The 12,339-nt window shown below is 70.2% G+C and carries 14 protein-coding genes; 7 read left to right on the plus strand and 7 right to left on the minus strand.

Features of this window, described 5'->3' with window-relative positions:
• Positions 1 to 13 precede the first annotated feature (13 nt).
• Positions 14 to 760, plus strand: a complete 747-nt coding sequence (locus ACL00U_RS09205; protein WP_197068681.1) for a 3'-5' exonuclease — start codon at positions 14 to 16, stop codon at positions 758 to 760.
• Positions 761 to 938: 178 nt separating this feature from the next.
• Here the strand turns inward: ACL00U_RS09205 and ACL00U_RS09210 are convergent, their stop codons facing one another.
• From ACL00U_RS09210 to glgA, 3 genes are all read right to left on the minus strand, one after another.
• Positions 939 to 1,187 (minus strand): type B 50S ribosomal protein L31, encoded by a 249-nt coding sequence (locus ACL00U_RS09210; RefSeq protein ID WP_017887280.1) that lies wholly within the window; start codon positions 1,185 to 1,187, stop codon positions 939 to 941.
• A gap of 102 nt (positions 1,188 to 1,289) precedes the next feature.
• Positions 1,290 to 2,072: an ABC transporter ATP-binding protein gene (locus ACL00U_RS09215; RefSeq protein WP_017887279.1), complete on the minus strand. Its 783-nt coding sequence runs from the start codon at positions 2,070 to 2,072 to the stop codon at positions 1,290 to 1,292.
• 9 nt (positions 2,073 to 2,081) lie between these two features.
• Complete coding sequence (gene glgA, locus ACL00U_RS09220) at positions 2,082 to 3,281, minus strand: glycogen synthase (protein WP_031259795.1); 1,200 nt, start codon at positions 3,279 to 3,281, stop codon at positions 2,082 to 2,084.
• A gap of 47 nt (positions 3,282 to 3,328) precedes the next feature.
• Here glgA and ACL00U_RS09225 point away from each other — a divergent pair, with 47 nt between their 5' ends.
• Positions 3,329 to 4,570, plus strand: a complete 1,242-nt coding sequence (locus ACL00U_RS09225; protein WP_412873321.1) for a glucose-1-phosphate adenylyltransferase — start codon at positions 3,329 to 3,331, stop codon at positions 4,568 to 4,570.
• Positions 4,571 to 4,665: 95 nt separating this feature from the next.
• Positions 4,666 to 5,304, plus strand: coding sequence for a phosphoserine phosphatase SerB (gene serB / locus ACL00U_RS09230; protein ID WP_017887276.1), 639 nt, complete (start codon positions 4,666 to 4,668; stop codon positions 5,302 to 5,304).
• 91 nt (positions 5,305 to 5,395) lie between these two features.
• On the opposite strand, the gene fabG is transcribed toward serB, so the two are convergent.
• Positions 5,396 to 6,109, minus strand: a complete 714-nt coding sequence (gene fabG, locus ACL00U_RS09235; protein WP_031259788.1) for a 3-oxoacyl-ACP reductase FabG — start codon at positions 6,107 to 6,109, stop codon at positions 5,396 to 5,398.
• Between the two features lie 165 nt (positions 6,110 to 6,274).
• On the opposite strand from fabG, the gene ACL00U_RS09240 reads away from it, so the two are divergent.
• Genes ACL00U_RS09240 through ACL00U_RS09250 form a run of 3 tightly spaced genes read left to right on the plus strand, consistent with a single transcriptional unit; the run spans position 6,275 to position 8,000 of the window.
• The gene (locus tag ACL00U_RS09240; protein ID WP_052481935.1) at positions 6,275 to 6,697 is read left to right on the plus strand and encodes a DUF3099 domain-containing protein; all 423 of its coding nucleotides are present in this window, start codon (positions 6,275 to 6,277) and stop codon (positions 6,695 to 6,697) included.
• The gene (locus tag ACL00U_RS09245; RefSeq protein ID WP_081612300.1) at positions 6,697 to 7,005 is read left to right on the plus strand and encodes a hypothetical protein; all 309 of its coding nucleotides are present in this window, start codon (positions 6,697 to 6,699) and stop codon (positions 7,003 to 7,005) included. The genes ACL00U_RS09240 and ACL00U_RS09245 overlap by 1 nt, the downstream gene beginning before the upstream one ends.
• A complete protein-coding gene (locus ACL00U_RS09250; RefSeq protein ID WP_159558059.1) occupies positions 7,002 to 8,000 on the plus strand; it encodes an SURF1 family protein in 999 nt (332 codons plus the stop codon). The genes ACL00U_RS09245 and ACL00U_RS09250 overlap by 4 nt, the downstream gene beginning before the upstream one ends.
• Before the next feature lie 595 nt (positions 8,001 to 8,595).
• Here the strand turns inward: ACL00U_RS09250 and ACL00U_RS09255 are convergent.
• Positions 8,596 to 10,194: an ABC-F family ATP-binding cassette domain-containing protein gene (locus ACL00U_RS09255; RefSeq protein WP_031259783.1), complete on the minus strand. Its 1,599-nt coding sequence runs from the start codon at positions 10,192 to 10,194 to the stop codon at positions 8,596 to 8,598.
• Between the two features lie 115 nt (positions 10,195 to 10,309).
• On the opposite strand from ACL00U_RS09255, the gene ACL00U_RS09260 reads away from it, so the two are divergent.
• On the plus strand, positions 10,310 to 10,909 hold the full coding sequence (locus ACL00U_RS09260) for a biotin transporter BioY (protein WP_412873322.1): 600 nt from the start codon (positions 10,310 to 10,312) through the stop codon (positions 10,907 to 10,909).
• 307 nt (positions 10,910 to 11,216) lie between these two features.
• On the opposite strand, the gene ACL00U_RS09265 is transcribed toward ACL00U_RS09260, so the two are convergent.
• Together ACL00U_RS09265 and sufC are read right to left on the minus strand one after the other, a co-directional pair.
• Positions 11,217 to 11,546, minus strand: a complete 330-nt coding sequence (locus ACL00U_RS09265; protein ID WP_017887270.1) for a metal-sulfur cluster assembly factor — start codon at positions 11,544 to 11,546, stop codon at positions 11,217 to 11,219.
• Complete coding sequence (gene sufC / locus ACL00U_RS09270) at positions 11,546 to 12,316, minus strand: Fe-S cluster assembly ATPase SufC (protein WP_110864537.1); 771 nt, start codon at positions 12,314 to 12,316, stop codon at positions 11,546 to 11,548. The genes ACL00U_RS09265 and sufC overlap by 1 nt, the downstream gene beginning before the upstream one ends.
• Positions 12,317 to 12,339 lie beyond the last annotated feature (23 nt).

The following is a 12,339-nucleotide window of genomic DNA, read 5'->3' on the forward strand; positions in this document are numbered from 1 at the left end:
TTAGCCTGACCGCGTGACGTTCCCCACAGCACAGCTCGACGCACCCGCTCCGTCCCAGGACCTCACGGGTCGCCCCTGGTGGCACGCGCTGGGCGTCTTCGACCTCGAGACCACCGGGGTCGACGTCGAGACGGCCCGCATCGTCACGGCCCACGTCGGACTCATCGACATGACCGGGGCCTCCATCGTCGAGGGCGCGTGGATCGCCGACCCGGGCGTCCCCATCCCCGAGGGCGCCGCGGCCGTGCACGGGTACACGACCGAACGTGCCCAGGCCGAGGGGCGTCCCGCGGCCGAGGTCGTCGGCGAGATCATCGCCGCGATCGAAGCCGTGTTCGCCCGGGGCATCCCGCTCGTGATCTACAACGCCCCCTACGACCTCACCGTCCTCGACCGCGAAGCGAAGCGGCACGGGTTCGCCTCCCCCGTCATCGGCAACGTCGTCGACCCGCTCGTGATCGACAAGGCGCTCGACACCTTCCGCAAGGGCAAGCGCACGCTTGAAGCCGCGTCCGAGCTCTACGGTGTCACCCTCGACGACGCCCACGACGCCGGCGCGGACGCCATCGCTGCCGGGCGTGTCGCCCAGGCCATCGCGGGCAAGTACCCGGACGAACTCGGCATCTCCGCCGAAGCACTCCACCGCAAGCAGGTCGGCTGGTGCGCCGAGCAGGCCGCGTCGTTCCAGGACTACATGCGCAAGAAGCGCGACCCGTCGTTCACCGCCGACGGCCGCTGGCCGCACCGCAACGGCGCCTGACCCCGCACAGCCCGCGCGGGACACCGGTGTTCGTGCGCCGAACACCCGCACAACCCGGTGTGACGCGCGAACACCGGTGTCTTGCGGGCCCGGGCCAGCGGCCGCCGGAGACACCGCACAACGCGAACGGGCGGCCCTCCTGCAGGAGGGCCGCCCGTCGGCGTTGCGTGGGGGCTGCTTACTTGCTGAAGCCCTTGAAGCGCTGGTTGAACTTCTCGACGCGGCCGGCCGAGTCGAGGATGCGCTGCTTGCCCGTGTAGAACGGGTGCGAAGCGGACGAGATCTCGACGTCGATGACCGGGTAGGTCGCACCGTCGAGCTCGATGGTCTTGTCGCTGTTCGCGGTCGAACGCGTCAGGAACGTCTCACCGGAGGCCAGGTCGCGGAAGACGATGGCGCGGTACTCGGGGTGGGTGTCGGTCTTCATGGAGATTCCTCGATAGCGGTGGTGGGATTGCGCGAACTGCGCGGGAAGTCGTCGGCTTGCGCCAGCCGTCCACGATACCAGAGAGACGGCGGGATCGCAGCGCTACGCGGCGCGTGCCGTGTAGCGACCGGCGTCCTTGGTGACCGAGAGGTCGATGCCGAACGCCTCGGTCAGGGTCTGGTCGGTCAGGACCTCGTCGATGGGGCCGGCAGCCTGCACGTGGCCGTCGGCGAGGACCAGTGCGTGGGTGAACCCGGCCGGGATCTCCTCGACGTGGTGGGTCACGATGACGATGGCGGGCGAGTCGGCGCTCTGGGCGTAGCCGCCGAGGGTGCGGACGAGGCTCTCACGGGCGCCGAGGTCGAGCGACGCGGCCGGTTCGTCGAGGAACAGGATCTCCGGGTCGGTCATCACGGCCCGGGCGATCTGCACGCGCTTCTGCTCGCCGTCGCTCAGGTCGCCGAACGTGCGGTCGGTGAAGGACCCCAGGCCCCACTCCTCGAGCACGCGCTGCGCACGACGGACGTCGAGCTCCTCGTACTCCTCGTTCCAGCGCCCCGTCACCGAGTACGCCGCGGTGAGCACGACGTCGATGACCTTCTCGGTGACGGGGATGCGACGCGCCAGGGCGGTCGACGCGAAGCCGATGCGCGGGCGGAGCTCGAACAGGTCTGCCCCACCGAGCTCGGTGCCGAGCACCTCGACGTCGCCCGAGGTCGGGAACGTCTGGGCACCGGCGACCTGCAGCAGCGTCGTCTTGCCGGCGCCGTTCGCGCCGAGCACGACCCAGCGTTCGTCGTCCTGCACCTCCCACGAGATCGCGTCGAGGATGGTGGCCCCGTTGCGGACCACGGAGACGTCTGACAAGCGCACGACCGAGGGCATGCGACCAGCCTACGGGTTCTGGCCGAGCACCTGGTCGTAGACCTGCCGTGTCCTGGTGGCGATCGCGTCCCAGGTGAACTCGGTCTCGACACGCAGCCGTCCGGCGCGTCCCATGAGCTTCGCCAGCCCCTCGTCGGCGAGCACCTCGGCCAGGGTCGCGGCGAGGTCGGCCACGAAGCGGTCGGGGTCGGTCGGGGTGCCGGTGCCGTCCTGCACCTGGTCGATCGGGACGATGCGACCGGTGAGCCCGTCGGCGACGACCTCGGGGATGCCCCCGGTGCCGGTGCCGACGACGGGGATCCCGCACGCCATCGCCTCGAGGTTCACGATCCCGAGCGGCTCGTACACCGACGGGCAGACGAACACGGTGCCCGAGGACAGCACGTTCACGATCTCCTGGTGCGCGAGCATCCGGTCGATCCAGACGACGCCCTCGCGTTCGGCGCGGAGCCCCTCGACGAGCGCGGTGACCTCGGCCAGGATCTCGGGGGTGTCCGGCGCGCCGGCGCACAGCACGATCTGCACGTCCGACGGCAGCGACGCCACGGCGCGGAGCAGGTACGGCAGGCCCTTCTGCCGGGTGATGCGTCCGACGAACACGACGCTCGGGCGCGTCGGGTCGATGCCGAGGGCACGCACGGCGTCCTCGTCGACGGTCGGCTTCCACGCGTCGATGTCGATGCCGTTGTAGACGACGTGCACCTTCGCCGGGTCGATCGAGGGGTAGGAACGCAGGATGTCCGCACGCATGGCCTTCGAGACCGCGATGACGCCGTCGGCGTTCTCGAACGCCTCGCGCTCCATCCAGCTGGACAGGCGGTAGCCGCCGCCGAGCTGCTCGGCCTTCCACGGGCGCAGGGGCTCGAGGCTGTGGGCGGTGACGACGTGCGGGATGCCGTAGGTCAGCTGCGCGATCCGGCCCGCGGAGTTCGCGTACCAGGTGTGCGAGTGCACGAGGTCGGCGCCCTCGACGTCGGCCGCGATGGCCACGTCGGTGCCCAGGGCCTGCAGTGCGCCGTTCGCCTGGCCGAGGCCGTCCGGGGTCCGGTAGCCCCACACGTCGGGTTCGTCACGGAAGGCCCCGAAGGCCCGGACACGGACTTCCGTCTCCGTTCCCGACCGCAACGCGGCGGTGAGTTCGGACACGTGGACACCGGCTCCGCCGTAGACCTCCGGCGGATACTCCCTGGTCAGCAGATCGACTCGCACTGGTTCAAGGTAACCGGTTCCCAGTGCTGACGCCTACTGTGAGCGGCATGGCTCCAAAGAAGGTCTTCGGCATCGTGCTCGCCGGTGGCGAAGGCAAACGACTCATGCCGCTCACCGCCGATCGCGCGAAGCCCGCCGTCCCGTTCGGCGGCAACTTCCGTCTCATCGACTTCGCACTGTCGAACCTGGTGAACTCCGGTCTCAACAAGATCGTGGTCCTGACCCAGTACAAGTCGCACAGTCTCGACCGACACGTCGCGGAGACCTGGCGGATGGAGGGGCTGCTCAGCTCCTACGTCGCGTCGGTCCCCGCGCAGCAGCGGCTCGGCAAGCGCTGGTTCGCCGGGTCGGCCGACGCGATCCTGCAGTCGCTCAACCTGCTCCGCGACGAACGCCCCGACATCGTGGTCGTCGTCGGCGCGGACCACGTGTACCGGATGGACTTCCACCAGATGGTCGAGGCGCACATCGCCTCCGGCCGCAGTGTCACCGTGGCGGCGATCCGCCAGCCGATCGGCCTCGCCGACCAGTTCGGCGTGATCCAGGTGGCCGAGGACGACCCGACCAAGATCGACGCGTTCCTCGAGAAGCCGAAGGACGCGATCGGCCTGGCCGACTCCCCCGGCGAGATCCTGGCCTCGATGGGCAACTACGTGTTCAACGCGGACGCCCTGGTCGACGCGGTCCTGCGCGACGGCCAGCTCGAGACCTCCGCGCACGACATGGGCGGCGACATCGTGCCCGACTTCGTCAACCGCGGCGACGCCGGCGTGTACGACCTGCAGCGCAACGAGGTCCCCGGGTCCACCGACCGCGACAAGTACTACTGGCGCGACGTGGGCACGATCGACTCGTTCTTCGACGCCCACATGGACCTCATCGCCCCGGTCCCGGTCTTCAACCTGTACAACCAGGACTGGCCGATCTTCAACCAGCAGACGAACCTGCCGCCGGCGAAGTTCGTCCGCGACGCGAACGGCAACACCGGCTCCACGGTCGACTCGCTCGTGTCGCTCGGCTGCCTGGTGTCGGGTGCCCAGGTCGAGCGCAGCATGATCGGGCCGTGGTGCTCGATCGACTCCGGTGCGAAGGTCCTCGACTCGATCGTGTTCGAGCGCGCCACCATCGGCGCCGGCGCGATCGTACACCGCGCCATCCTCGACAAGGACGTCGTCCTCGCACCGGGTGCGCAGGTCGGCGTCGACCGCGAGGCCGACGAGGCACGCGGCTTCACCGTCACCGCGTCCGGCATCACCGTGGTGGGCAAGGGCGTCCGCGTCGACGCGTGACGACGCACCCGGGGCGCAGCCCCGAACGGACGGTCTTGAGGCACGGCTCGCGTCCCCGACGCGGCCGTGCCTCCGCCAGTCGGTACCGTTGGTGCGTGCCCCGCTTCCTCGTCGTCCTCGATGCCGATTCCACCCTCCTCGAGGACGAGGTGATCGAACTGCTCGCCGACAGCGCCGGGACCCGGCCACAGGTGGCGGCGATCACGGAGCGCGCCATGCGCGGGGAACTCGACTTCGCCGAGAGCCTCCGGGAGCGTGTCGCGACCCTGGCGGGCCTCCAGGCGGACGTCTTCGTCCGCGCGCAGCAGGCGGTCCGTGTGACGCGGGGCGCCGACCAGCTCGTCCGCGGCGTGCACGCCGCCGGCGGCACCGTCGGCGTGGTGTCGGGCGGGTTCCACGAGGTCCTCGACCCCTTCGCCGAGCAGCTCGGCCTCGACCACTGCCGGGCGAACCGGCTCGAGGTCAGCGGCGGCGTACTGACCGGCCGCGTGCTCGGCGACGTCGTCGACGCGCACGCGAAGGCCGTCGCGCTCCGCGAGTGGGCGGACGCCGACGGTGTCGACCCGGCACGGACGATCGCGATCGGGGACGGCGCGAACGACCTCGAGATGATGCGGGTCGCGGCGCTGTCGGTCGCGTTCGACGCGAAGCCGCGCGTGCGGGAGCAGGCGGACGTCGCGGTCGTCGACCGTGACCTGTCCGCCGTGCTCGCGACGCTCGGCCTGCGCGGCTGAGCGGACCGGCTGGTCTTCGCGCTCAGCGACACGTCAGGCGCGCGAGCACCCGTGGACGGTCGCTGGGCACGAAACGGCGCGCAGGTGGTGGCTAGTGCCCCATCCCGAGGCCGCCGTCGACGGGGATGATCGCACCGGAGACGTACCCGGCGCCGTCGCTCGCCAGGAACAGCGTGGCGTCGGCGACGTCGTCGACCGTGCCGTAGCGGGCGGCCGGGATCGCCTTCTTGAACTCGGCCTGCAGCTCGTCGGAGAGCGCGGCGGTCATGTCGGTCTGGATGAAGCCGGGCGCGACGACGTTGGCGGTGATGCCACGCGAACCGAGTTCACGGGTGATCGAGCGGGCCATGCCGACCAGGGCGGCCTTCGAGGACGCGTAGTTGACCTGGCCGATCTGGCCGTAGGCACCCACGACGCTCGACATCAGCACGATGCGCCCGAACTTGGCCTTCATCATGCCCTTCGTGGCGCGCTTGACGACGCGGAAGGTGCCGGTGAGGTTCGTGTCGACGACGCTGGTGAAGTCGTCCTCGGACATGCGGAGGAGCAGCTGGTCGTTCGTGATGCCGGCGTTCGCGACGAGGACCTCGATCGGACCGAACTCGGCCTCGACCTGCGTGAACGCGGCGTCGACGGAGGCCGTGTCGGTGATGTCGGCCTGCACCGTCAGCGCGCCCTCGGGACCACCCTGACCGCTGCGCGACGTCACGGCGACCCGGTGGCCGGCTGCGACGAACCGCTCGGCCAGCGCGCGGCCGATGCCGCGGTTGCCGCCGGTGATGAGGACGGTACGGGGGGTGCTCATGGTCGCTCCGTTCGGTGGGTTCTGCTCGGCACGCGGTGCCGGGGACCCGGCGGACACGCCCGGACGAGCGTACCGGAGCCGACCACCCTGCCGGTTCGCGCGCGGCGCACCCATGATCGGCCCGGCGGGATTAGGCTTGACCACGGGTAGACGGAGACCATCTGTATGAAGAGCACGCACACGAGCATCACCTCGCTGCCGGACACACCGGAGCAGGACCGGGCGCACCGCCTGTCCCGCTACGTCTGGCAGATGGCCATCCGAGTGGTCCTCTTCATCTCCGCCGTGCTCGTGTACTCGACCTGGCACTCGTGGCTTGCCGTCATCCCGATCGTCCTCGCCGCGGTGATCCCCTGGGTCGCCGTCGTCATCGCGAACGCCGGCAGCCGGACCGAGAGCGACATGATCTCCCCCGCCGGGTCCATCGAGCTGTACGACGCCGTCGACCCGCGCCTCCGCGAACAGCAGGAGGATGCACGGGCCCAGGCCTACCGCGACGAACAGGACCGCCTCCGCCAGCAGGCGCAGCACGCCCAGGACGAGTGGCAGCGCAACGGCGACCGATCGAAGATGTGGGGGCCCCGCTGATGGGTGCGACGTTCGACCTGCAGACCGAGCCCGGATCGACCCCGGTGTGCTCGCGAGCGGGTTGCACCTCGACGGCCGGCTGGCGCGTGAACTGGCGCAACCCCCGCATCCACGCGATCGACCGCGTGAAGATCTGGGCGGCGTGCGACGAGCACCGTGACTTCCTGGCCGACTACCTGCGGTCCCGCTCGTTCCCGGTGCGCGTCACCGGCATGCACGAGGACGTCGACCGCCTCGACGACGAGCGCGACCCGGTGGCGGCGCCGAAGAACGACGTCGGGGTGCGCGCCACCGGCACCTCGCGATGACCGACGGCTTCGACCCGCAGTCCCGGTACGGCCGCAAGCACGCCGCCAAGCTGCAGCGTGCCGCCGCTGGATCGAGCTCCGGCTTTGGCTCGGACTCGGGGTCGGGCTCGGACTCGGGTTCGATCAGCCGCTCCGACGAGCCCTTCGTCGGCTGGCGCTTCGTCCGGAGCCGCCGCTGGCTCGGCTACTTCGCGATCGCCGTCGCCTTCGCCATCGTCTGCACGCTGTTCGGCATGTGGCAGTGGGACCGCCGCAACGAAGCGGTCCGGCAGAACGAGCAGGTCGCGCAGAACTACGACCACACTCCCGTCCCCCTCGACCGGGCGCTGCCGAGGGCGTCGAGCTGGCAGGACGAGCAGGAGTGGCTCCGGGTCTCCGTCACCGGCCGGTACGACGTCGACTCCCAGCTGCTCGTCCGCAACCGCGTGCACAACGGGCAGCCCGGGTTCGAGGTCCTCACCCCGCTCGTCACGTCCGAGGGCCGCGCCTTCATCGTCGACCGCGGCTGGGTCCCGACCGGCAACGCGCAGGACGCCCCCGACCACGTTCCCGCTCCCCCGTCCGGCGAGGTCACCGCCGTCGTCCGGCTGCAGCAGAGCGAACCCCGCATCCCCGGCCGCTCCGACCCGAAGGACACCGACCAGGTGCAGTCGGTCACCCTGGCCGACGTGGCGAACAAGGTCGACGACCCCATCTGGACCGGTGCGTACGGGCAGCTCGCCTCGGAGTCCCCCGCCCCGACCGAGGCCCGCCCGCTCGGCTGGGATCGCCCGAACGCCGACACCGGGCTGCACCTGAGTTACTTCATCCAGTGGTTCCTGTTCGCCGCCGGGGGCTTCGGGTTCCTGGCGTACGTGATGGTGCAGGAGTACCGGAACCTCAACCAGGACGACCCCGAGGAGCGCGAGCGTGCCCTCGAGCGCGAACGCCGCAAGAACCTCAAGCCGAAGACAGACGCCGAGATCGAGGACGAGCTCATCGCGTCCCGTCGCTGACGCGCTGGCGTGTGTGCGCGTGTGTGCGCGTCAGCGCACCGTGCGCACCTCGCAACCCCGTGCGCGCTTCCGCGCACCGTGCGCCGCCACAAGCGCGCACCCAGCACACAACACCGCACCGGACCGCGAACGCGGCACCGTGCGCACGGGAGGCGCGACACACGACCAGCACCGCGCCTCCAGACCGCACCGTGCGCACCTCGCAACCCCGTGCGCGCTTCCCCGCACCGTGCAGCACCACAAGCGCGCACCCACCACGCAACACCGCACCGGACCGCGAACGCGGCACCGTGCGCACGGGAGGCGCGACACACGACCAGCACCGCGCCTCCAGACCGCACCGTGCGCACCTCGCAACCCCGTGCGCGCTTCCGCGCACCGTGCGCCGCCACAAGCGCGCACCCACCACGCAACACCGCACCGGCCCGCGAACGCGGCACCGTGCGCACGGGCCTCGCCCGGCCGACTCCGAGGCCGGTGCGCAAGACGCCGTCGTCATCGCGACACGCCCCCACGTCGGCGAGGCGCCGCCGTGTCCGGCGGCGCCTCGACGGCTCAGCGGCGTCGTGTGGACACGACGGCGTCTCGCAAGCGGCTACGCGAGTTCGATGAGCTCCGCGTAGTCCTTGTTCCAGTGGTCCTCGGTGCCGTCCGGCAGCAGCAGCACGCGCTCGGGGTTGAGCGCCTCGACCGCGCCGGCGTCGTGGGACACCAGGACGACCGCGCCCTCGAAGCCGGCCAGGGCGTTGAGGATCTCCTCGCGTGACGCCGGGTCCAGGTTGTTCGTCGGTTCGTCGAGCAGCAGGACGTTCGCCCCCGAGACGACGATCATCGCGAGCGACAGACGCGTCTTCTCACCACCGGACAGGACGCCGGCCTTCTTGTAGCCGTCGTCGCCGGTGAACAGGAACGACCCGAGCACCCGACGGGCCTCGGTCTCGTTGAGGTCCGTCGACGCAGACACCATGTTCTCGATCACCGTGCGGTTGATGTCGATGTTCTCGTGTTCCTGCGCGTAGTAGCCGATGCGCAGACCGTGGCCTGGCTGGATCTCACCGGTGTCGGGCTGGTCGGCACCCGCGAGGATGCGCAGCAGCGTCGTCTTGCCCGCACCGTTGAAGCCGAGGATGACCACGCGGGAGCCGCGGTCGATCGCCAGGTCGACACCGGCGAAGATCTCCAGCGAGCCGTAGGACTTCGACAGCCCCTCGGCCATCAGCGGCGTACGACCGCACGGCGCCGGCGTGGGGAAACGGATCTTCGCCACGCGGTCGGCGACGCGCTCGTCCTCGAGGCCGGCGAGCAGCTTGTCGGCACGCGCGACCATCTGGTGCGCGGCGGCGGCCTTCGAGGCCTTCGCACCGAACCGAGCGGCCTGGTCCTTGAGCGTGGCGGCCTTCTTCTCGGCACCCGCGCGCTCCTTGCGACGGCGCTCCTCGTCGGCGACGCGCTGCCGCTGGTAGAGCTTCCAGCCCATGTTGTAGATGTCGATGGTCTGGCGGTTTGCGTCCAGGTAGAAGACGCGGTTCACGACCTCTTCGACGAGCTCGACGTCGTGGGAGATGATGATGACGCCGCCGGGGTAGGTCTTCAGGTGCTCGCGGAGCCACACGACGGAGTCGGCGTCGAGGTGGTTGGTCGGCTCGTCGAGGATCATCGTCTCGGCGTCCGAGAACAGGATGCGGGCGAGCTCGATGCGCCGTCGCTGACCACCCGAGAGCGTCTTGAGCTGCTGGTCGAGGATGCGGTCCGGCAGCTTCAGGTTCGACGCGATCGAGGCGGCCTCGGCCTCGGCCGCGTAGCCACCGAGCGCGTTGAACTGGTCGTCGAGACGGCTGTAGCGCCGCATCGCCTTCTCGGCAACGGCCGCGTCGTCGCTCGCCATGTCGAGCGTGGCGAGGCGGATGCCCTCCACGAGCTCACCGAGCCCGCGGGCGTCGAGGATGCGCTTCCGCGCGGTCTCCTCCGGGTCGCCGGAGCGGGGGTCCTGCGGCAGGTAGCCGATCTCCCCGCCGCGGTCGATCGTGCCGCCGTTCGGCTGCGTCTCGCCCGCGAGGGCCTTGGTCATCGTCGTCTTCCCCGCGCCGTTGCGGCCGACGAGTCCGATCTTGTCGCCCTTCTCGACACGGAAGGACACTTCTTCCATGAGGAGACGAGCTCCGACGCGGATCTCGAGTTCGTGCACGGCAAGCACAGTGGACGTCCAATCAGTTGGTGGGTTTGCACAACGGTGTGTGCGTGAGGTGCACCGCTACGCTGACGGGACCGATGGTTCCGAACGGAACCAGCAGTCCATTCTAGGAGAATCCATGACGAACGCCACCGGGTTCGCTCCCCGCGCAGTCCTCGCCGACCGTCTGCGCACGCACGGGCTGGCCACCGACGCCGCCCTCGTCGCCGGCGGAGCCCTGTTCACCGCCGCGATGGCGCAGCTCGAGGTCCCGATGTGGCCGGTCCCGGTCACCGGGCAGACGCTGGCCGTCGTGCTCGTCGGCGCGACGCTCGGCGCACGTCGCGGCATGCTCTCGCTGCTCGTCTACGCCGTCGCCGGACTCGCGGGTGCCCCGTTCTTCGCCGACCTGCAGGGCGGCCTGCAGGCCCTGGCCCTGCCGAGCTTCGGGTACGTCATCGGCTTCATCCCGGCCGCCGGGCTCGTCGGCTGGCTCGCCCGCCGCAACTGGGACCGCAACGTCGGTCGTGCCGCGGTCGCGATGCTGCTCGCGAGCGCGATCCCGTTCGTGACCGGCCTGCCGTACCTCGCCGTGGCGCTCGGCCAGCTCGGCGCCCCGAACGACGTCCAGTCGGTGCTCGCCGCCGGCCTGTACCCGTTCATCATCGGTGGCGTCGCCAAGGCCCTCATCGCCGCCGGCATCCTGCCGCTCGCGTGGAAGGCCGTCGGCCGCCGCTGACCCCTCGCACGAGAACGGCCCCGCACCGATCGGTGTGGGGCCGTTCTGCGTCCGCAGCGCGTGGGCGGGCAGGCAGGCGGCCGCGGCGCCGGGCTGTCAGTGCGGTCACGACTCCCCACTGCCCGGATGCCGAGTGGTCACGTTCCGTCGCCTGGAGCGGGGTCAGCCGACCGAACGCGACCACTCGGCGAACGTGAGCGGGCGGTTGCGACCACTCGGCGGCGCGCCCCGCGCGTGGCGTGCGCACAAACGGACGGGAGGCGCGGTGCCAGCTGGCACCGCGCCTCCCGTCCGTTGTGGGTCGCGCCTAGATCGCGAACCCGAGGGCGCGCATCATCTCGCGTCCATCGTCGGTGATCCGTTCCGGACCCCACGGCGGCATCCAGACCCAGTTGATCCGGAAGGCGTCCACGATGCCGTCGAGCGCGTTCGCGGTGTCACCCTCGATGACGTCGGTCAGGGGGCAGCCGGCGCTGGTGAGCGTCATGCTGATGACGAGGGCGTTGGCGTCGTCGTCCCAGGCGAGGTCGTAGATCAGGCCGAGGTCGACGATGTTCACGCCGAGCTCCGGGTCCTGGACCTCCTTCAGGCCCTCGACGACCTCGTCGAACTTGTCGGGAGCGAGTGCGGCGATCATCAGGCCTGCGCCTCGGCGGCGGCCTGCACGTAGCGGTCGTAGCCCTCGTTCTCGAGGCGGTCGGCCAGCTCGGGGCCGCCCTGCTCCGCGATCTTGCCGGCGACGAACACGTGCACGAAGTCCGGCTTGATGTAGCGGAGGATGCGCGTGTAGTGCGTGATGAGCAGTACACCGAGGCCGGTCGCGGCCTTGGCACGGTTGACGCCCTCGGAGACGATCTTCAGCGCGTCGACATCGAGGCCGGAGTCGGTCTCGTCGAGGACGGCGAACTTCGGCTTGAGGAGCTCGAGCTGCATGATCTCGTGGCGCTTCTTCTCGCCACCGGAGAAGCCCTCGTTGACGTTGCGCTCGGCGAACGACGAGTCCATCTTCAGGTCGGCCATCGACTGACGGAGTTCCTTGATCCAGCCGCGCAGGGCCGGGGCCTCACCGTCGATCGCCGTCTTGGCGGTGCGGAGGAAGTTCGACACCGTGACGCCGGGGATCTCGACCGGGTACTGCATCGCCAGGAACATGCCGGCACGGGCACGCTCGTCGACGCTCATCGCGAGGACGTCCTCGCCGTCGAGGGTGATCGTGCCACCGACGACGTTGTACCGGGGGTGGCCGGCGATCGTGTACGCCAGCGTGGACTTACCGGAGCCGTTCGGCCCCATGATCGCGTGGATCTCGCCCTCGTTGATGGTGAGGTCGACACCCTTCAGGATCTCCTTGGTGCCCTGGTCGGTGTCGATCGAGACCTTGAGGTCACGGATTTCCAGAGTGGACATTGCGTTCCTTCGGTTGCAGCTGT

The organism is Curtobacterium poinsettiae (genome assembly GCF_047226435.1).
GTDB lineage: Bacteria > Actinomycetota > Actinomycetes > Actinomycetales > Microbacteriaceae > Curtobacterium > Curtobacterium poinsettiae.